Source organism: Niabella sp. CPT15-335-S11 (assembly GCF_058792415.1).
In genome coordinates, this window is the sequence record NZ_JBYTEI010000007.1 from 88,459 (window position 1) to 108,985 (window position 20,527).

14 protein-coding genes are annotated in these 20,527 nt (G+C 45.6%); 11 read left to right on the forward strand and 3 right to left on the reverse strand.

The annotated features are described in order from the left end of the window. The first annotated feature begins 129 nt into the window (after positions 1-129). The 10 genes from AC3WS5_RS15065 (at position 130) to AC3WS5_RS15110 (ending at position 15,813) form a co-directional block, all read left to right on the forward strand. Complete coding sequence (locus AC3WS5_RS15065; RefSeq protein ID WP_492468231.1) at positions 130-1,434, forward strand: TolC family protein; 1,305 nt, start codon at positions 130-132, stop codon at positions 1,432-1,434. Positions 1,435-1,452: 18 nt separating this feature from the next. Continuing rightward, positions 1,453-2,550 (forward strand): efflux RND transporter periplasmic adaptor subunit, encoded by a 1,098-nt coding sequence (locus AC3WS5_RS15070; RefSeq protein ID WP_492468232.1) that lies wholly within the window; start codon positions 1,453-1,455, stop codon positions 2,548-2,550. A 129-nt stretch (positions 2,551-2,679) separates the two neighbouring features. Further along, positions 2,680-5,775: an efflux RND transporter permease subunit gene (locus AC3WS5_RS15075; protein WP_492468233.1), complete on the forward strand. Its 3,096-nt coding sequence runs from the start codon at positions 2,680-2,682 to the stop codon at positions 5,773-5,775. 158 nt (positions 5,776-5,933) lie between these two features. Next, positions 5,934-6,299: a hypothetical protein gene (locus tag AC3WS5_RS15080; protein ID WP_492468234.1), complete on the forward strand. Its 366-nt coding sequence runs from the start codon at positions 5,934-5,936 to the stop codon at positions 6,297-6,299. A 194-nt stretch (positions 6,300-6,493) separates the two neighbouring features. Continuing rightward, complete coding sequence (locus AC3WS5_RS15085; protein WP_492468235.1) at positions 6,494-7,777, forward strand: TolC family protein; 1,284 nt, start codon at positions 6,494-6,496, stop codon at positions 7,775-7,777. Between the two features lie 22 nt (positions 7,778-7,799). Continuing rightward, complete coding sequence (locus AC3WS5_RS15090) at positions 7,800-8,900, forward strand: efflux RND transporter periplasmic adaptor subunit (protein WP_492468236.1); 1,101 nt, start codon at positions 7,800-7,802, stop codon at positions 8,898-8,900. A gap of 10 nt (positions 8,901-8,910) precedes the next feature. Continuing rightward, positions 8,911-12,078, forward strand: coding sequence for an efflux RND transporter permease subunit (locus tag AC3WS5_RS15095; RefSeq protein ID WP_492468237.1), 3,168 nt, complete (start codon positions 8,911-8,913; stop codon positions 12,076-12,078). A 46-nt stretch (positions 12,079-12,124) separates the two neighbouring features. After that, complete coding sequence (locus AC3WS5_RS15100; protein ID WP_492468238.1) at positions 12,125-13,393, forward strand: sensor histidine kinase; 1,269 nt, start codon at positions 12,125-12,127, stop codon at positions 13,391-13,393. Then, the gene (locus AC3WS5_RS15105) at positions 13,394-14,092 is read left to right on the forward strand and encodes a response regulator transcription factor (RefSeq protein ID WP_492468239.1); all 699 of its coding nucleotides are present in this window, start codon (positions 13,394-13,396) and stop codon (positions 14,090-14,092) included. Positions 14,093-14,262: 170 nt separating this feature from the next. Continuing rightward, entirely contained in the window at positions 14,263-15,813 is a 1,551-nt protein-coding gene (locus tag AC3WS5_RS15110) for a SulP family inorganic anion transporter (protein WP_492468240.1), read from the forward strand. Between the two features lie 114 nt (positions 15,814-15,927). On the opposite strand, the gene murB is transcribed toward AC3WS5_RS15110, so the two are convergent. Further along, complete coding sequence (gene murB / locus AC3WS5_RS15115; protein ID WP_492468241.1) at positions 15,928-16,944, reverse strand: UDP-N-acetylmuramate dehydrogenase; 1,017 nt, start codon at positions 16,942-16,944, stop codon at positions 15,928-15,930. 32 nt (positions 16,945-16,976) lie between these two features. On the opposite strand from murB, the gene AC3WS5_RS15120 reads away from it, so the two are divergent. Then, on the forward strand, positions 16,977-17,669 hold the full coding sequence (locus AC3WS5_RS15120; RefSeq protein WP_492468242.1) for an NAD(P)H-binding protein: 693 nt from the start codon (positions 16,977-16,979) through the stop codon (positions 17,667-17,669). 225 nt (positions 17,670-17,894) lie between these two features. Here AC3WS5_RS15120 and AC3WS5_RS15125 read toward each other — a convergent pair whose 3' ends face one another. Beyond that, positions 17,895-19,250 (reverse strand): PhoPQ-activated pathogenicity-related family protein, encoded by a 1,356-nt coding sequence (locus AC3WS5_RS15125; RefSeq protein ID WP_492468243.1) that lies wholly within the window; start codon positions 19,248-19,250, stop codon positions 17,895-17,897. 144 nt (positions 19,251-19,394) lie between these two features. Then, positions 19,395-20,387, reverse strand: coding sequence for an L-glyceraldehyde 3-phosphate reductase (gene mgrA / locus AC3WS5_RS15130; protein ID WP_492468244.1), 993 nt, complete (start codon positions 20,385-20,387; stop codon positions 19,395-19,397). Positions 20,388-20,527 lie beyond the last annotated feature (140 nt).

Genomic DNA, 20,527 nt, shown 5'->3' on the forward strand with positions numbered 1-20,527 from the left:
AGTAACTTCCTCTAAACACGCCATTTCGCAGCCGGATATTAATTTATATTAAGCTGATTTTTATGCCGTTTAAGCTTATTTTAAGCTTTCAAAGCCCACTTTTGCGCACTTACAACAAGCAATCGAATCATGGGTGTTTCAAAATCATACTTATTATTATTTTTATCTGTATGGATAGGCTTTGCTCCAAAAGCGCAGGACACACTAAAGTTCAGCCGCAATCAATACGAAGAATTATTTCTCAGGCAGAATCTCCTGGTACTCGCGGAACGGATGAACGTCACACAGGCAGAAGCCAGGGTCATCCAGGCGAAACTATGGCCTAATCCAACCGCCGGACTGGATGATGTAAACTTATGGGCAACACAAAAACAACTTGATGTTTTTGGAGAAGAACTGCGCGGGTTCGGAGGCGGCAAATTTGGTAAAAACCGGCAGTTCAGCGCATCTCTGGAACAAATGATCCAAACCGCAGGAAAAAGGAGGAAAAACATAGCGCTGGAACAAACGAATGTACAAAGATCTGAGCAGGCATTTGAAGAACTGCTGAGAAACCTGAAGATCGAATTCCGCCACCTGCTTACGCAACTGCAGTACCTCCAACAAATGCAGACCCTCTACGAAAATCAATTTCGGTCAGTTCGGCAACTGACAACGGCCACCAAAAAGCTGGTCGATCAGGATTTTGCCCCACGCGGGGAGTGGATCAGGCTTCGCGCTCTCGAACTTGAACTTGCAAATACTATTCAGGACCAAAAAAAGGAGCTGCTCGAAACGCAAAGAGATCTGAAGATCATGACGCACCTGCCAGCTTCGACGCATTTGATCATTACCCATGAAGGGTTTGACAGAAACCAGCAAGACGATCAATTGCCGGCACTTGACAAACTTATGGAAGAAGCTAAGAAGGCCAGGCCAGACCTCAGACTAGCAGACCTCGAGAAAACATATGCAGGCAGACTATATGAATTTGAAAAGGCACAGAAAGTACCGAATCTTACCCTGAAAGCTGGCTACGACAGGGGTAGCAACTTCATGTTCAATTTTGTGGGTTTTGGCGTTGCTATGGACATACCGCTTTTTAACAAGAACCAGGGAAATATTAAAAGCGCTAGAATTGGCATGGAACAAGCCAGCTTGCTGCGTGATTTCAAAGAGCATTCAGCCACCAACGAAGTGGTTCTGGCCTACAAGAACCTGGTGAATGCCAGGGCTCATTTCAACGGCATTGAAGCGGGTTATGAAGCTTCGCTGGACGAATTACAGTCCAGGTACACCAAAAACTTTTCCACCAGAAATATCGGCCTGATCGAATATATCGATTTCCTTGAAGCCTACCTCAGCAATAAAAAAATTATCCTCGATGCCATGATGGACGTCAACAAGAAATCTGAGGACCTGAATCACGCCGTAGGTAAAGACCTGATCAGATAATTATAAATTATAAAGTGTATGCGTCAATTCTCCATTATACTTGCTATTGCTCTTATGCTGATTTCCACAGGCTGCAGGCAACAGCCAAAAGAAAACAGCACTGACGGCAAAACCTATTGCCTGGATTCAATTTTTGCCAAGTCAATCAATACTGAACTGCCGGTAGAAATGCCTGCGGTCTATGCACTTTCCCTGACGGGCAACGTGGAAGCAAACCCCGACAGAGTAGTCCAGATAACCAGTCTGGTCAGCGGGATCGTCTCCCAGGCGAATTTCACGCTGGGTGATCTGGTAACCCGTGGTTCAGTACTTGCAGAATTCAGAAGCCCCGAATTCAGCGAACTCAGGTCCAGTCTTCAAACCGTGGAATCCCAAATCAGGGTAGCTGAAAGAAAGTTGCTGGCAGCCCAAACGATGTATGCGGACAATATTGCCTCGAAAAAGGATCTTCTGGAAGCGCAAAGCGAAGTTGAAATTCACCGTTCGGAAAAGCAAAGGATCCTATCCAACCTGTTGATCTACGGCGCTGGTGCAGGGAAAGAAGTCCTTCAGATCAAAGCGCCTGTGTCTGGAATTCTCACCACAAAATCGATTGCGGCAGGAACCCGCATCTCGCCTGAATCGGGCGTTCTGTATACCATTTCCGACCTTAGTGAGGTTTGGGTGATGGTCAATATTCACGCGACCAACGTCAAGGACATTCAGCCCGGCACAGAAGTGGAAGTTTCGGCGATCTCCTATCCGGGTGAAATTTTCCCAGGTACTATTTCCGCTGTATCCCAGGTGCTGGATCCGGAAGAGAAAGTCCTGAAAGCCCGGGTTGTTCTCGCCAACAAAAACCTGAAACTAAAACCAGGAATGCTGGTGGACGTGGTTGCCAGAAAAAAAACTACATCCGAAGCCCTGACCGTACCAGCCGGCGCGGTCATTTTTGAAGACAACAAGTATTTTGTGGTTGTGTACAAAAATAAATGTGAATTGGAAGCCCGCGAGATTGAAGTCCTTTCACAAAACAAAGAAACAGTGTTCATAAGAAAAGGTCTGGAGCCATCAGACAAAGTGATCACAAAAAATCACCTGATCATTTATGAGCAACTCCGGAGCTCAGTTTATTAAAAACCGGGCTGATACGTGATGACTTTATTAGCAGGCCCTCTCTTTTGTAACCCGGCCATGTAACCATCGCGGGCATCATTGCACACTGACTGATCCTGCTGATTTTATCGCCAAAAATTTCTAAGAAAGATGACAAAATTTGTTCAGCGCATAGTATCCTTTTCTTTAAAGAACACGATCGTTGTATTCTTTATGACGGCTTTGCTGGTGATCATTGGTATCGCATGCTACCTGCGTACACCTATTGAAGCATTCCCGGATGTGACTAACACGCGCGCCCGGATTATCACGCAATGGCCAGGCAGAAGCGCTGAAGAAGTGGAAAAATTCATTACGCTTCCGGTTATGAAGCAAATGAACACGATTCCTAAAAAAACAGAAGTGCGTTCGATCTCACTTTTCGGGCTATCTGTGGTTACGGTGATTTTTGAGGATAACGTGGAAGACTTTTACGCGCAACAATACGCCTCCAACCGGATGCAGGGGCTTAGTCTTCCGGAAGGCGCAGAAACAGCGATTGAACCTCCTTACGGCGCCACAGGCGAAATATTCAGATATATTATTAAAAGTCACCGACCAGTGAAAGAATTAACCGCCTTGCAGGACTGGGTCGTAGAGCGCGAGCTGGTGGCTGTGCCAGGTGTGGCGGATGTCATCAGTTTCGGCGGAGAAGAAAAAATATATGAAATTAAGATCAACCCAACGGAGCTCTCCCACTATGGATTGTCGCCGCTCGACGTTTTTGAAGCCGTCTCCAGGAGCAACGTAAACGTAGGTGGCGATGTAATTGAAAAAGGTGATCAGGCCTATGTAGTGCGGGGGGTTGGATTGCTGGAAAGCATTGAGGACATTGAGAATCTTCTGATAGAAGTAAAGGGATCCAGCCCCATCCTGGTGAAGCAGGTGGCAGAAGTTGAAATATCGGCAAAGCCCAGGCTTGGCGTGGTTGGTCTTCAGGGCGATGATGACCTCGTCCAGGGAATTGTAGTCATGTTACGCGGACAGAATCCGAGTGAAGTCATCGCGCGCGTCAAAGAAAAAATTTCAGAACTGAACGATCGGATCCTGCCCAATGACGTGAAGATCGAGCCTTTTCTTGACCGTACAGAACTGGTAAACACAACAGTGAGCACGGTAACCAGGAACATGGTGGAGGGCATCATATTGGTCTCACTTATTGTTTTCATTTTCCTGAACAACTGGCGGATGACCGTCATCGTCGCCTCTGTCATTCCCCTGGCATTCCTGTTTGCTATTGTCATGTTGCGTATCATGGGTATGCCGGCCAACCTGATTTCGATGGGCTCATTGGACTTTGGCCTGCTACTGGAAGGGTCGTTGGTTATTTCGGAGGTCGTCTTTGTGGCGCTTGCCAAAAAAGCCCAGCAGCTTGGTATGGAACGGTTCAACCGGATATCAAAGGCGGGCATAATCAAGAAGAGTACCGCCAGTGTTGCATCCTATATTTTCTTCGCTTTGCTGATTCTGATCATTGCCCTGATGCCAATATTTTCGTTCCGCAAGGTAGAAGGAAAAATGTTCTCTCCCTTAGCCTATACCCTGGGTTTTGCATTGCTTGGGTCATTGATCTTAAGCCTGACCTATGTCCCGGCTATGTGTAAAGTCATGTTGACCAAAAATATTCGCGAAAAAGAGAACATCGTCAACAGAAGTATCCGAAAGGCGCTGTTCAATATGTTTCTGTTTACAACAAGAAGAAAAACGGCGACCATTATTTCTTTTCTTGTATTGCTGGGACTTTGTATTGCCGGTTTCCTCCGGCATGGCACTGAATTCCTACCCAAACTCAATGAAGGCGCCATCTATATTCGCGCTACTATGCCCAACAGCATTAACCTGGAAGAATCCAGGAGGCTGGCCGGGGAGATTAAAAACAAATTGCAGCGTTTTGATGAAGTTCAGTTTGTCCTTAATCAGGTTGGGCGACCAAACGACGGGACAGATCCCACCGGATTCTTCAATGCTGAATTTCATATACAACTCCATCCGGAAAAGAAATGGAAACGAAAAATCAGCAAAGAAGGCCTGGTCGATGAGATGCGCAGCACTCTTAAAAGTTATCCCGGAATCGTTTTCGCTTTTAGTCAGCCTATCCAGGACAATGTGGAAGAATACGTAGCCGGTGTAAAAAGTGCCCTGGTGGTGAAAATATTTGGCGACAATCTGGAAGAACTGGAAAAACTCGCGGGCGGCGTCGCGAAGAGCATCAGCAGCGTGAAAGGTATTGAAGATGTAAATATATTCAGAAACCTGGGCTTGCCGGAACTCCGTATCAAACTAGATGAGCGTAAAATGGGCAAATATGGCGTTACCATGGCCGATGCGCAGGCAGTCATTGAAATGGCGATAGGCGGAAGAGCTGCGACTACTTTTTACGAAAATGAAAGACTGTTTGACGTCAGAATCCGGTTCAACAAAGCATCCAGGGATAATGATGAGAAGATTGGCAGTATACTGATTCCCGCCAGCAACGGATCAAAAGTGCCCCTGAGGGAGATTGCCAGCATCGGGAACACCACCGGCCCCACTTTTATTTATCGCGAGGGCAGCAGCAGGTATATCGCAGTAGGCTTCAGTATTGAGGGCCGGGATCTCGGCAGCACCATCAAAGAAGCGAAACAGAAAGTTGAACAGCAAGTAAAAATCCCCCGGGCAAATAAGATGGTCTGGGCAGGGGAATTTGAATCGAAAGAACGGGCAAGCCGACAGTTGGCACTGATCGTACCTGCTTCCCTTCTCCTGATCATGTTTTTGTTATGGGCAAATTTTGAAGGTAATCTCCGGGATACGCTGGTATCCTTTATGGTCATTCCTTTTGCGTTCATCGGGGGATATTTGTCGCTTTGGGCCACCGGCACTACGTTTGGTATTTCAGCCGGCATCGGATTTATTATTCTTTTTGGCGTGGCAACGATTGATGGTATAGTGCTGATCGGTAATATCAGACAAAACCTCAGACGGCGCCTCTCCCTAAAGGATGCCATCTCCAACGGGGTTCACAGCCGGATAAGGCCTATTCTAATGATCGCCCTGATGGGATCGATGGGGTTGTTCCCTGCCGCTATTTCAACAGGTATGGGGTCCGAAGTTCAGAAACCTTTGGCCATTATGATCGTTGGTGGATTGATCGTTTGTATGATTCTTTCCCTGACAGTGCTTCCGCAGGTCTATTACCTCGTTCATCGGAAGGAACATGCAAAATAAACCCTGGCAGAATTTTACGAATGAATCAGACCGGTTCAAAATCAATTTGTCCTAACTTTGAGGAGTATCAACAAAGTTGGATAGAAAAGTGACGGGAAATTTCCTGAGTGCTTTCAGGAAAATGAAAAGTGTATCTTTAAAGCTACAAACTTTTTCCGATGGAACCAAACAATAAAAATGTCTTTAAAAAAGACCCCGAGAAACACGATTTTCCTGCTGCCCAGGATTACCTTGAATTGCTGATGACACCTGCTGAAGCAAAGAAGATCACAAAAAAATTGCAAAAGGCCACAACTATTCAAAAAAAATCAAAGGATATACTCAGGGCGAGTGGTCTGCCGCTTTTGCCGGAAGATAACAGGCATGTCCAGGAGAATCTCACCAAATTCCATTCTGGCGTCAAGTTATCTCCGATCCTCCTTTTGAGGAGTAACGGAAAACTGATTATAGCGGACGGCTATCACCGGATCTGTGCGAGCTATTACCTGACGGAAGACCTCGAAGTTCCCTGCAGGCTGGTCTGAATTGTCCGGTTGTTAAGCGTGCTGCCCCCAGGTTTGCTTTAAGTGAGGCTAATGCGTGTAGTCATTTATCGACCGATGTAAACAGCATGCCTCCCCACTGAACAACTACGAAAATTAACGATTAACGAGCGATTAACTTTTGTAAATAGCTGTTTAACAAGGATGCTTTACAACTTTGCAATAATCAGATAAACATGCCAAGACATATTATTACAGCGCTGGCTATGATCGTTCTTTCTATGCCGGGCCGGATTTACGCACAGCATCAGGAAGAAGTGTTACACATAACCCTGGCCGAATCTGAAAGCCTTTTTTACAAGAACAATATTCAACTGATCTCACAGCGGTTTAGTATCGACAGCGCCAAAGCCAACGTTATAACGGCGAGATTAATTGACAACCCTCAAATCGGTTTAAACACAGGTCTGTACGAGCCGGAAACTAAAAAGTTTTTCGATTTCGGAAAATCGACCGGAGAAGTGTCGTTTCAGATAAGCCAGTTGATTAAAACTGCCCGGAAAAGAGGGAAGAATATCGCCGTCTTGGAAACCGGGGTCAACATTACTGAATATCAATATTACGACCTGATTCGCAGTTTGCTGCAAACGCTCAGGACAGATTTTTTCAACCTCTACTATCTGCAGCAGACACAGAATGTGTACGACCTCGAAATCAATTCGCTCGCGGAGACGGCAAAGGCATTTGAGGAGCAGGTTAAAAAAGGTAATGTGGCGGAGAAGGACCTGGTGCGCATCCGATCCCAACTGTATTCCCTGCAGGCTGAGCTGGCAAACCTCCAGACAACGATGCAAAATGTGATGAGTGAATTTAAGTTGCTGATCAGAGCCCGACCCGAAGTTTTTATTAAAACGGAAGTGGTTTCAGATCCTTCCCTGAAAAATGAAATCAGAAATTTTACTTACGGTCAGCTTACGGATAGCACCTACGCAAACCGGTACGATCTGAAGGCCATCAATGCCCAGTTGGTACAGAGCCGGCAAAACCTTGCTTTCCAAAGATCCATGGCGGTACCGGATATAACCATCGGAAGCAGCTATGATAAGTTAGGCAGCTATGTGAAGAATTTTAACAGCATAGGAATCGGCCTGAGTATTCCGCTGTTCAACAGGAACCAGGGAAATATCCGGCAGGCAAAGGATATGATCGAAATCAGCGGGCAGCAGTTGCTCTTGAAAAAAGACCAGGTGGAAAGCCAACTCGCTACAGCCTACAAAAATGCCCTGAAAGCTCAGGATGTATTATCCGGTATGGATCCCCATTTCCCAGACCAACTTAGGGAAATGATCCGGAACGTTATGGAAAACTTCCGAAAACGTAATATCAGTCTGCTCGAGTTTATAGATTTTTATGACGCCTACAAACAAAATGTGATTCAAATTAACTCCCTGAAGTTTAACCTGGTTTCCCAACTGGAAAACCTGAATAATGCGACGGGCACAAAATTCTTTAATAAATAGAATCCCGATTAAACCGAAAATCATGCTTAATCAGCGCACTAGAATTCTAAAGTATTTTACCTGGCTGTTCTCATTGAATATGCTGGTATCCTGTGGTGATCCGCCCGGGACTGCCAATACGCGGGAGGCATACAAACTCCCCGACTCCGTGGCGAAAAAGCTGGTCATTGATAGTGTGTACTATTCCAACCTGACTCATTCTATCCGGTTGAATGGGATGGTCAATTTTAATGCCGACAAAGTGGTCAATGTATTCCCTATCGTTAGCGGAAACGTTCAGGGTATCAGCGTGCAGCAGGGCGATTTTGTGCCGGCCGGCAGGATCCTTGGGACAATCAGAAGTACGGAAGTTGCGAACTATGATGCCGCACTGATCAATGCCGAAGCAAATCTCAATCTGAACAAGAGGCAATTGGAAAAGACCAAAGACATGTATAAAAGTGGCCTGGCCTCGCAGGTGGATGTAACATCGGCCCAGGCTTCCTATCAGCAGGCCTTGGCAGCTAAAGAAGCAGCGACCCGGATCCTCCATATCAATGGCAGCAACAGGCAGGGCGTTTTTAACATAAAATCACCGATCAGTGGTTTTGTTATTCAACGTAACATCAATGACGGGATGAGTATCCGGACAGATAATAGCACGCCTATGTTTGTGGTTTCAGATCTGAGTGAAGTCTGGATTGAGGCAAATGTATACGAGGCAAATATTGGAAAGGTTCATGTAGGCGATCAGGTTGACATCACCACCCTCTCCTACCCTGACAAAGTGTTCAAAGGCAAGATAGACCGGATCAGCCATGTGCTGGATCCTTCAAGTAAAGTGGAGAAAGTGCGGGTGGTATTAAAGAATACGAATAATCTTTTAAAACCGCAGATGTTCGCAACCGTGATCGTGAACAACACTGAGCCAAAGCAGGCGCTGACAATTTCCAGCGACGCATTGATCTACGATAACAGCCAGTACTATGTACTGGTCTATCACAACAGATCGGATATCCGGATCAGGCAGGTTTCCGTTATCAGTGCGAATGAAGATAAAACTTACATCAGCGGTGGCGTGGAACCAGGAGAAAAGCTGGTAGGTTCTGATGCCTTGTTGATTTATGGTGCATTAAATAATTAGCAACCGGTATATGACAAAAGTGCTCAAAAGGATCATTTCCTTCTCGCTAAAGAACAGGTTCTTCATATTGTTCTGCACGCTGCTGCTGGTAATAGTCGGTGTAGTGACTTTTAGGAACATGCCGATCGAAGCTTTCCCCGACGTCACAAACACCGAAATCAGCGTCATAACCCAATGGCCGGGGAGAAGTGCCGAAGAGGTAGAGAAATTCATAACCATCCCCATTGAGATGGCGATGAATCCGGTTCAGAAAAAAACCAGCCTCCGCAGCACCAGTATTTTTGGGCTGTCATACGTGAAGCTGATTTTTAACGATGGCGTCAAAGATCCGGAAGCCCGGCAGCAGGTCATGAACCTCCTGGGCAATGCTAACTTACCTGCGGGTGTCCAACCCAGCGTGCAACCACCCACCGGTCCAACCGGAGAAATTTACCGGTATACACTCAAAAGCAGTTTCCGGGATGTCAGAGAGCTGAAGACCATGCAGGACTGGATCATCAGCAGGAAACTGCGCGCTGTACCAGGTGTGGCTGATATCACGTCGTTCGGCGGCAAGACCAAGACTTACGAGATCCAGGTGGATCCTGGCAAACTTGCGTCTATCAATATTACTCCATTGGATGTCTTTACGGCCGTACAGAAAACCAATATTAATATCGGGGGTGATATGATCATTCAGAACAATCAGGCCTTCGTCGTACGGGGTATTGGTTTGCTAAACGATATTGAAGAGATCAAGAATGTAACTATTGGTAATAACAACGGCGTGCCAATCCTGGTCAAGGACGTGGCAGGCGTAACCATTTCAAACCTTCCCAGACTCGGCTGGGTAGCGAGAACCGGAGCAGTGACCGATGCAAAGGGTAAGCGCAGCATTTCCAATGAAGACGATGTTGTTGAGGCCATCATCATCATGCGCAAAGGTGAAAACCCCACCGATGTACTGAACGCAGTCAGATCGAAAATTGATGAGCTGAACAACCATATTCTTCCATCAGACACCAAGATCGTCCCGTATTATGACCGGTCTAATCTCATTGAATTTGCAACCCACACGGTCCTTCATAACCTGGTGGAAGGGATTTTGCTGGTAACCCTGATGGTTTCGCTGTTCATGTTCAATTGGCGGACAACCCTCATTGTATCCATCGTCATACCGCTTGCATTATTATTTTCGTTCATATGTTTGCACATTATGGGCATGTCGGCCAACCTGCTATCACTGGGTGCTGTGGATTTTGGTATAATCATAGACGGGGCCGTCGTCATGGTGGAAGGTATATTTGTGGTACTTGACGAGAAGGCCCGATCGATGGGAATGGAACGATTCAATAAACTCGCAAAATACGGACTGATCAAGAACCAAGGTGCCCGGCTAGGGAAAGCCATTTTTTACGCAAAGGTTATTATTATAACCGGGCTCTTACCCATTTTTGCATTTGAAAAAGTGGAAGGAAAGATGTTCTCCCCACTTGCCTATACGCTCGGCTTCGCGTTGCTGGGCGCGCTGATCATCACACTAACCCTGGTACCTGTATTGATCGGATTACTGCTGAACAAAAATGTGCACGAAAAACACAATCGGGTTTTACATGGTGTCACTGAGGGGATGCTGTCCGCATTCCGCTGGAGTTTCAAGAAAAGCAGGTGGGTCCTTCCCATAGCGGGTCTGATCATGATCGCGGGATTCTCCTTGTTTAAGTTGCTGGGGTCGGAATTTTTACCCGAGCTCAACGAAGGCTCTATTTGGCTTCGGGTACAAACGCCTTACAGTATTTCATTGGAAAAATCTGTTGAAATTGCCAAGACTGTCCGGCAACGGCTTTCTGGCTTTTCTCAGGTACAGTATGTAGTCTCTCAAACCGGGCGACCTGATGATGGCACGGATGTAGCCGGATTTTACAATAATGAATTTTCTGTCATGCTGTACCCTGAAAAGGATTGGAAGCCAAAAATATCCAAGGAAGAGTTGATACAGCAGATGAATGATAAACTGAAAGATTTGCCCGGCGCAGATCTGAACTTCTCACAACCTATAATGGACAACGTAGAAGAAGCTGTATCAGGTGTGAAAGGAAGTATCTGCGTGAAGGTTTATGGAGATTCATTGAACTATATGGAAAGTGCTGTTTCGGGTGTTTACAACGTGCTGAAGAAAGTGAGGGGAATCGCAGACCTGGGAATCATTTACAATATCGGCCAACCCGAAATAGACGTTAACCTGGATCAGCAAAAGATGGCGATGTATGGTGTGTCAACTGCCGACGCAAACGCTGTTGTAGCCATGGGTATAGGTGGCGAGGCTGCTTCAACATTATATGAAGGTATTAAAACCTTCGCCATCAGGATCCGGTTGCCAGAAGATTTCCGAAAGAATGCCGATGATATTGGCGCGCTATTGGTGCCCACGATCACAGGTTCGAAGGTGCCGATAAAAGAAATCGCCAGCATCACGAAAAAAACCGGGCCCAGCCTGATTTTCAGAGATGACAATCAGCGATACTCCGCAGTCAAATTTTCGGTACGCGACCGGGATATGGGAAGTACAATTGCTGAAGCCAGACAGAAAGTGCAGAATGCCGTTCATTTACAACGAGGATATACAATGGCCTGGCAGGGAGATTTTGAAAATCAGCAACGTGCGGAAAGAAGACTTACTGAAGTAGTTCCTATCAGCCTGATTCTGATCTTCATTCTCCTGTTTACGATGTTCGGTAACCTGAAAGATGCGGGCCTAGTTTTTCTGAATGTACCTTTCGCCATCGTAGGAGGTATCTTTGCGCTCTTTATTACAGGCACCAATTTCAGTATTTCGGCGGGCATCGGATTCATTGCGCTTTTTGGAATCTGTATCCAGGACGGCGTGTTGCTGATCACGGTATTCAAACAAAATCTCGAAAATATTCATCTTCATCATCATTCCCTTTATACCTGTATCAAGGAAGGCGTCCGAACCCGGATCAGACCGGTGATGATGACGGCCCTGATGGCTGCGATTGGCCTGCTTCCCGCAGCGGTCTCGCATGGTATCGGATCAGAAAGCAGCCGGCCGCTGGCGCGGGTAGTTATCGGGGGGATTCTTTGCGCGATGCTTTTCAGCCTCCTCGTGTTTCCGCTTATCTTTGGATGGGCATATAAAAATGTGGAATTGAAACACATGAACAGAAACGAAGAATAAACGGTCCGGGCCGCGGTACTGATCGGCAGCCCAAAACCTGCAACAGATGAAATCCATCACTTTAAAACGTATTATCATTATCATTAGTGTAAGTATCAGTCTGCTGATCTTTCTGCAGATGTACCTCTTATACAAACAATACGTATTTGAAGAGAAGATCTTGTCTGTTACTGTAACCAAGGCAATTCGCGGATACTATGAAGATTTTGGAAGCAAGAACGGTTTGAATATCGTTGGATCCGTGGAGTACCCCGCCCGGAATGAATTTCTTTTCAATATCAGTGATACTATACCTCCGGAGCGGTTGATGATCGACTCACTGGTGTCTGAACTCCGGCAGGTGAATATTTTTAGCGGGTATCAAATTCAGTTATACCGGGCCAATCAGGATCGGTACGCTTTCCAGGCGTCAGTTGACGATCATAGACGGGAAATAATCCGTACCGGATTAAGTGCGCCGCGTTTCCGTCGCGACTTTGATTATATCAGTCTCGTTTTTACCAATCCGGAATACTATATTTTCCGGCAAATGATCTGGCTTATCGTGCTGAGTTTGGTCCTCACGCTTTTCCTGGTGGGCTTAGGCATCAGCCTGTTTTATTTGTATAAGCAAAAATTCCTGGTAGAAACTCAACATGATTTTATCCGAAATATCACCCATGAGTTTCAAACGCCGCTGTCCACGCTGATGATCGGCCTTGATTCGCTGGAAAAACCGGCCGTTCATAAGGATCCGGTCAAGCTCTCAAAATACGTATCCCTGATGCAGGCACAGGTGAAATATCTGAATCAGCACATCATAAACCTCGTGAATTCTGTGAAGGCGGATCAGACCGGTCTGCATATCAATAAAACAGATTGCTGTCTAAACGAAATCACTGAAGAGGCGATACAGCAACTGGCCGTACCCATTGAAGAAAAAAAAGCAAAAATTATTTTCCGCCCTGAAAAAGAAAACAAACTGGTTCAGGCAGACGCAGATATGATGTTCATCGTCTTTATCAATATTTTGTCCAACGCGCTGAAGTACGCACCCAATCCTGTGATTGAAATAGCCACAGAGCAGGTTTCAGCAGCAAGCTACCGGATAACTGTAAAGGACAACGGAATTGGTATCGAAGAAAAATATCAGAAGAAAATATTCGAAAAGTTTTACCGGGTATCTACCGGGAATACACATGATGTAAAGGGACTGGGGCTGGGACTTTATTTTGTGAAGAAGATTATCGATGCGCACCATGGCAGGCTGACGTTAATCAGCCACCCAAATGAGGGTACAAGTTTCATTATTCAATTACCTTTAAAGCATGGATAAATGACGATCGACCGGGTAAATATCTTATTAGCAGAGGACGATCTCAGTCTGGCGTTTATGATCAGTGACGCACTGGAGGAAGAAGGCTATCATGTGATACACGCCGCAGACGGTCCCACAGCCCTTCAGCTCTTTGAAGGCAACAAGATAGACCTTTGCCTGCTCGATATTATGCTTCCCGGATTTGATGGTTATCAACTGGCAAAAAAAATCAGAAGGAAAAACGATTTAATTCCCCTGATATTTCTGAGTACCAACCAGGCCGAAAACGACAAGATCGAAGGGTATAACCTGGGTGGGGATGATTACCTGGGCAAGCCCTTCAGCATACGCGAACTCCTTAAGAAAGTGGATGTTTTTATACGCCGCACAAAGAAACTGAAAGCGGAAGATATAACGATTTATTCCATTCATCAAACCAGGTTTAATTACACGGAGATGACTGTCAGCACGGACACGGAGACACACAGTATTACGCAGAAGGAGGCCGACCTGCTGAAGTATTTCTGCGATCATCCCAACCGAATTATCAAGCGGCAGGAAGTCCTGCTGGAGGTCTGGGGTAAAGATGATTTTTTTCTTGGCAGAAGCATGGATGTTTATGTCACGCGCATCAGAAAGTACCTGAGATCAGACCCCGGCATTTCTCTTGAAACGATTCATGGCATCGGTTACCGGTTCTCCGTGGAAGCTGCATAAGACGGCAGGATCGAGCTTTACGAAGCCTCAGGATCTTAGGGAAGGCAGGAGCCAAACTGACTGACTGGCAATCGGACCTGCGAAGATTCATATATTACATTTTACACATATTACAAAATCTTTTTTCAACATTTAGCGTTCAAATACTTACCTTTGCGCCTTTTTAGGACATGAGACGTAAGATTAAGTATTACAGGCTTGTCTGGCTGAAGTACGATCTGTCTGCAGGACTATCTGTGTTCCTCGTAGCTCTTCCGCTTTGTCTTGGCATCGCTTTGGTTTCGGGTGCTCCGCTTTATTCAGGTTTGTTATCGGGTATCATCGGGGGTTTAGTCGTATCGTTGATAAGCGGATCCCAACTGGCTGTTTCGGGGCCGGCAGCGGGGTTAACAACGGTGGTGGCCGCATCTATTATTTCTTTAGGAAGTTATCAGGTTTTCCTGCTGGCTGTCATCGTAGCGGGACTCTTTCAAATTGCTCTGGGCGTATTAAAACTGGGCACGATCGCGAGCTATTTTCCTTCTTCTGTCATAAAGGGAATGCTTGCAGCCATTGGTGTGCTGCTGATCTCCAAACAGATTCCATTAGCGCTTGGCTATGACAAGCCCGACTTCTGGACCAGCGATTTTCTGAGGTTGTTTTCATCTGTAGATATTGCGGGCAACGTTAATAATCTGAGACAACACCTCACACCGGGCGTTGTCATCATTTCGGTGTTGTCCCTCGCAGGGCTGATCCTGCTTCAACAACCCTTTGCGAAAAGATTCAAAGTGCTGCCTGCTCCCCTGCTGATTGTGGTCCTGGGTATCGGTCTGAACCTGCTCTTCACAAAAACGAATTCCCCGTTCGCTTTGTCCCCTACGCAAATCGTTGAAATTCCCTCCAATATTTTTTCGAATATTGCTTTTCCGGATTTTTCAAAATTCTTCACCAATACAGCCATCTGGAAAGACGGACTCACCATCGGCCTGCTGGCAACGCTCGAGACTTTGTTGTGTATAGAGGCTATTGATAAACTGGACCGTCACAACAGGATCACACCGGTAAACAGGGAGTTGGTTGCCCAGGGAATTGGTAACATAACCTGCGGATTGACCGGCGCTATACCTATGACGGCTGTGGTGGTTCGGGGTGCGGCAAATGTGGATGCCGGCGGGCGGACTAAACTGTCGTCCTTCACGCATGGTTTATTCCTGTTGCTTTCCATTGTGGCCATACCGTTTGTATTGAATACGATACCCTACGCTTCGCTCTCAGCCATCCTGTTAATAACCGGGTACAACCTGACCAAACCCAAATTGTACCGCAATCTCTGGAGCCTCGGATGGAAACAATTTCTGCCCTTTATCATCACGATCATCGTAATCCTGGCAACAGACCTGCTGATCGGCGTGAGTATCGGTCTGCTGATCTCTGTTTATTTTATTATCCGGAATAACTACAAAGCCGAATATAGAATCATCAATCAGATCAAAAACGATGGCGAGAATTTTCTTATAAAATTAAATACAAATATTACTTTTCTCAACAAAGTAAATTTACAGCGGTCGCTTGATCAGATCCCCGAGAACAGCAGATTGATTATTGACGGCAGCGAATGCAATTTTATCGATTATGATATCCTGGAAATTATTAGCGAATACGCGAATAAGGCGAAAGACCGAAATATCGACCTAACGCTGAAAGGAATCGAAACGGTTGATGTTACGGCTATTCACTAGGTGTAAGGTAACGTCTGATATCTAACGCCTAAGTTTACGCATAGCAAAAGTCAAGGTAGCGTGTAAGTTTTCATTCAGAACCAGTTATTTCTTCATCTAAACTAAAGTTTTAGTTCAGACAATATTCACCTCCGGGACCAGCATTACATCAAATCTTTCTAAGACTGTGTCCTGCACGCGTTTGCTGAGGTTCACCAGATCTTCACCGCGGGCATTTCCATAATTGACCAGCACCAGGGCCTGCCTTTCATGCACACCCGCGTCCCCCTGCCGGAATCCCTTCAAGCCACATTGTTCAATCATCCAGCCTGCAGCCAGTTTCATGGTCCCGTCTGCGTTCTCATAGGCAACCAGGCCAGGATACTCCTCCTTCAATTCCTGAAATTTTAACTTGCTGACCGACGGGTTTTTGAAAAAACTGCCCGCATTGCCAATTTCACGCGGATCGGGGAGTTTTGAACTACGGATTGCAATCACAGCCCTGGCGACAGACCTGATATCGGGGTCTTTCACCTGCTGCTTTTCAAGCTCCTTACGGATTGCTCCGTACTCAATATGTAGGGTTGGTATCTTGTTCAGGCGATAGGTGATGTCGGTAATGACAAACTGATCCCGGTACTTATGCTTAAACACACTCTCGCGATAACCAAAAGCACAATCGGCAGCCGAAAATTTCTGCAAGAAAATCTCCTGCCTGTGCATAGCCGTCAGTTCATGAAAGACCTCTTTGACCTCCACCCCGTAGGCGCCAATATTCTGCATGGGGCTTGCTCCTGCAAAACCCGGAATCAAAGCCAGGTTTTCAACGCCCGCATAATTGTGTTCGAGACAATACAAGACGAACTCATGCCAGACCTCACCTGCTCCAACCTTCAGGTAGATGTGATCTTTATCCTCACCAACTAATTCGATACCTTTCAGTTCATTACGGATTACCAGGCCATCAAAATCGCCGGTAAACAATACATTGCTTCCTCCGCCCAGCACGAGGCTTTTCAATGATTGATCAGCCTGCCACGTCAGTAGCTCCTTCAGTGACTCCGAATCGGATACTTTTGCGAAATATTTTGCGTTGACCTTTATCCCGAATGTGTTAAGGGATTTTAGGGAATAGTTGCTCAGAATTTCCATAGCTTTATCGGACACAAAGTTCTGGAAAAAAAATGAGTGAAGAAAAAACAGCCACAGTTATTGGTTTTACGGGCCTGATCGGATCGTTGGTCACGAAGTTTTTGCTCTCGGATCCTTATTATACGCATGTGAGGATCCTAGTGCGCCGCCCGGTGAGCCTTCAGCACCCAAAACTCGAGATCAAACTGGTGGATTTCAAGGATACCGAATGGCTAAAACTTTCCCTTGAAAATAGTTCAGCCGTATTCAGTTGCATCGGTACGACGATCAAAAAAGTCAACGGCGATAAAAAGTTGTATTGGCAGATCGATCATGATATACCCGTTAGGGTTTGCCGCCTCGCACGCGAGACCGGCTGCAGGAAATTCCTGCTGGTCTCTTCGATTGGCGCTAAACCTGATTCAAGTTATTTTTATACACGTTTGAAAGGACAGACTGAACTGGATGTCATTGGCACCGGTATGCCCACAGTACATATCATGCGGCCCGGCATGCTCCTCGGCAATCGGGAAGAACATCGCCCAATGGAGAAAATTTTTCAGTATGTGATGCCCCGGCTATCCGGTATGATGAACGGGAAGTCGGCCAGATTCAGAGCCATCGAAGGTGAAGACGTGGCCCGTGCCATGGTTGCAGCGTCCGAGACTGAACAGGAAGAAGGCGTTTACAGATACACCTACAACGAAATCAAAGCCCTATCTCAGCAATACGAAGTTGCCGGTTAGATGATTATTTCATCCGGCTCTAAAATTAAAGATCCCGATTGACTAGATAGTTACATCCGGCGCAGACTCCAAAAATGTCTTACAATGCTACTTATGCCGTTTTGTGGTCTGCAAATACCAAATCAACGGTTTCAAAATTTTAAAAGTGCTTTGCATGTCGCATAATCCACTCTTTTGTAGCAGACCAAAATGCAATTTTTTTACGATTCCATGTATAACAGGAATTTATAAAATCTTTTTTGTATCCATCATAAATGCCCCTGTACTAATTGTATAATCACCGCCGTTCGGATCGGCATATTTCAGATCCACATAAAAAGCACGGTAGCCTCTAACCGGGAACGGTTGTTTTACAACAATCTTTGACTGATGACCGGAACCTAAATCTTTACTTATAAATTTTTCATCGCGGAAGTCCATATCTTCGGAATCGGCAGACCATACGGTAACACCTAATAATTTATCCTTCGAGGCGTTTATAGTAAGTTCCACACTATGCCTTTTTACAATTGTCTCCCAGGAGCACTCGGGGTATTTTTCTCCTGCCAGAGTAATTCCAAAAAAAGCGCTTAACGCGGGGAATGCTGTAATGCCGTTATTAAGGCCGTGCCCGGCATTGGGTGCATAGTGAATCATGTTTTTACCGGGAATATCGTTTAAATAATTTTTGATATTATCAATTACCCAATACGGATCGTTAGTGCCGATAAAAATCATTTTAGGCATTGTTAATTTGCTGCGGTAGGAATAGGGGTCAATCATTTGAATCATTGCAAGCCCATCGGGCTTTCCCATGCCCTGCACAATCCCAAGCTTTACATAATCATCAATCTCCACGCTATATTTCCCATAAGTATCTATCTGATGTTGCAAATTAACGGGCATATTCAATATATCAATTACCATTGGGCCGATTGCTACCACACGGGGATCATTTGCGCCGGTTAGCCACGATGTCCATCCCCGTTTGGACGCACCGGATACTAAAAACCTGTTTATAGTGTGACGCAGCTTTATTTTCGAAAACTCCTGTACGGCATCCATGGCACGTACTGCACTTTTTACCATTGGAAAGAGTAATGGCCAGCTATAATCTCCATCAGCTTTAAAATTATGAAGTGTATGGGAAATAGCTGCATCTTCATTAAGGCTGTCGAAGAGCGGCTGATTAGGCACCTGGCGCAGTACCGCTAAAATGGCTTTGTTTTTTTTCGCGAGACTAGCCAAAGACATCGCCGTCTGATCCATTTTGGTATTCCAGTTAGGCATTTGGCTTTCTTTATTAACACCTCCGCCTGTAATAAAAAGCAATGCCCCATCGTATTTATTTTCATTAGGAACAAAGAGTGTAAGCTGATGTCTCCAGGTATATTGTTTCCATTGTTGCGAAGTAAGCAACAGGTTATAACCGGTTATATTGTCAAGATCAAAAGAATCTTTGAGTTCCCAACTATATGTTTTATCACCGTTAGTCAAATAGTGTTGCAGGGCATTTGAAGGAGTTGTTGAATCTTGTGCCGCTACAGAAAATACAAACAAAATGTGTAATAACACACTTATAAAGAATGATACTTTTTTCATGTTCATTTTTTTATTCAATGAATTGATGCTATGCAATTTGCAGGTTGTAAATAATGAATAATAAAATCAACGCTCGTTGTATGCAAAACACCTTCTCACCTGGGATACCCAAGTGAAAAGGTGTATCTATATATAGTCACGAACTTATTTTGATTCTCCCAAAATAGAATCGATCTGCGCCAATTCTTCCGGGCTGAAGTCTTTATTTGACAGGCTTTTCAGCGAATCCTGCAACTGCCCCGGTCCGCTTGCACCTACCAGCACTGACGTTACCCGCTGATCTTTCAGCAACCAGGAAAGCGCCATTCGCGCAAGGGATTGCCCGCGGCCAATAGCGATCTCATTAAGTTTCCTCAACTGATCCACTCGTGCCGGAGTTATCTCATCCTTCTGCAGAAACCCGTGTTTCTTCGCCGCCCTTGAAGTGCGTGGAATACCGTTGAGATAACGGTTTGTAAGCAAACCCTGAGCCAGTGGCGAAAAAGCAATACAACCAACCCCTTCTTTTTCCAGCAGATCAAGCAGTCCGCCTTCTACCCAACGCTCATACATGGAATATTTGGGCTGGTGTATAAGACAGGGCGTACCCAGTTTTTTCAATATCTGAAAGGCTTTGGCAGCTTCCTCGGCTTTGTAATTTGAAATGCCCACATACAGGGCTTTCCCCTGACGAACAATATGATCAAGCGCCATCATCGTTTCTTCCAGTGGTGTATCCGGATCAGGACGGTGGTGATAGAAAATATCCACATAATCCAGCTTCATCCTTTTGAGGCTTTGATCCAGGCTGGAGACCAGGTATTTCCTGGAACCCCATTCCCCATAAGGTCCGGGCCACATGAGGTAGCCGGCCTTGGATGAAATGATCAGCTCATCCCGGTGTTTCTTAAAATCGGTGTTCAGAATCTTCCCGAAATTAATTTCCGCTGACCCCGGGGGCGGCCCATAGTTATTAGCCAGATCAAAATGTGTGATACCATGATCGAAAGCAGTGTGAAGCGTCTTCCTGTAAATCTTTTCATCATCCACGTTTCCGAAGTTGTGCCAAAGTCCCAGTGAAATTGCCGGCAACTTTAGGCCACTCCGCCCACAACGGCGGTACTCCATGTTTTTGTAACGATCCGTATTGAATTTCATAACCCTAAATTTTTTACAAGGCTGATTTTATAATGGTTTAGTTATCCTGCAAGTTATTAAAACAAGTTTAATTTGAAAAAATTTGTTCCACAGGTTTCTTTGCCTCTCATTATTGCTGATTACTGAAAGAACCGCGCTGG

Excerpts from the sequence above, each read along its gene's own strand:
- AC3WS5_RS15075 (WP_492468233.1), top strand. The coding sequence starts at position 2,680 with ATGACAAAATTTGTTCAGCGCATAGTATCCTTTTCTTTAAAGAACACG.
- mgrA (WP_492468244.1), bottom strand. The coding sequence starts at position 20,387 with ATGAAATTCAATACGGATCGTTACAAAAACATGGAGTACCGCCGTTGT.
- AC3WS5_RS15095 (WP_492468237.1), top strand. The coding sequence starts at position 8,911 with ATGACAAAAGTGCTCAAAAGGATCATTTCCTTCTCGCTAAAGAACAGG.
- AC3WS5_RS15100 (WP_492468238.1), top strand. The coding sequence starts at position 12,125 with ATGAAATCCATCACTTTAAAACGTATTATCATTATCATTAGTGTAAGT.
- AC3WS5_RS15085 (WP_492468235.1), top strand. The coding sequence starts at position 6,494 with ATGCCAAGACATATTATTACAGCGCTGGCTATGATCGTTCTTTCTATG.
- murB (WP_492468241.1), bottom strand. The coding sequence starts at position 16,944 with ATGGAAATTCTGAGCAACTATTCCCTAAAATCCCTTAACACATTCGGG.
- AC3WS5_RS15065 (WP_492468231.1), top strand. The coding sequence starts at position 130 with ATGGGTGTTTCAAAATCATACTTATTATTATTTTTATCTGTATGGATA.
- AC3WS5_RS15105 (WP_492468239.1), top strand. The coding sequence starts at position 13,394 with ATGACGATCGACCGGGTAAATATCTTATTAGCAGAGGACGATCTCAGT.
- AC3WS5_RS15080 (WP_492468234.1), top strand. The coding sequence starts at position 5,934 with ATGGAACCAAACAATAAAAATGTCTTTAAAAAAGACCCCGAGAAACAC.
- AC3WS5_RS15125 (WP_492468243.1), bottom strand. The coding sequence starts at position 19,250 with ATGAAAAAAGTATCATTCTTTATAAGTGTGTTATTACACATTTTGTTT.
- AC3WS5_RS15090 (WP_492468236.1), top strand. The coding sequence starts at position 7,800 with ATGCTTAATCAGCGCACTAGAATTCTAAAGTATTTTACCTGGCTGTTC.
- AC3WS5_RS15110 (WP_492468240.1), top strand. The coding sequence starts at position 14,263 with ATGAGACGTAAGATTAAGTATTACAGGCTTGTCTGGCTGAAGTACGAT.
- AC3WS5_RS15120 (WP_492468242.1), top strand. The coding sequence starts at position 16,977 with ATGAGTGAAGAAAAAACAGCCACAGTTATTGGTTTTACGGGCCTGATC.
- AC3WS5_RS15070 (WP_492468232.1), top strand. The coding sequence starts at position 1,453 with ATGCGTCAATTCTCCATTATACTTGCTATTGCTCTTATGCTGATTTCC.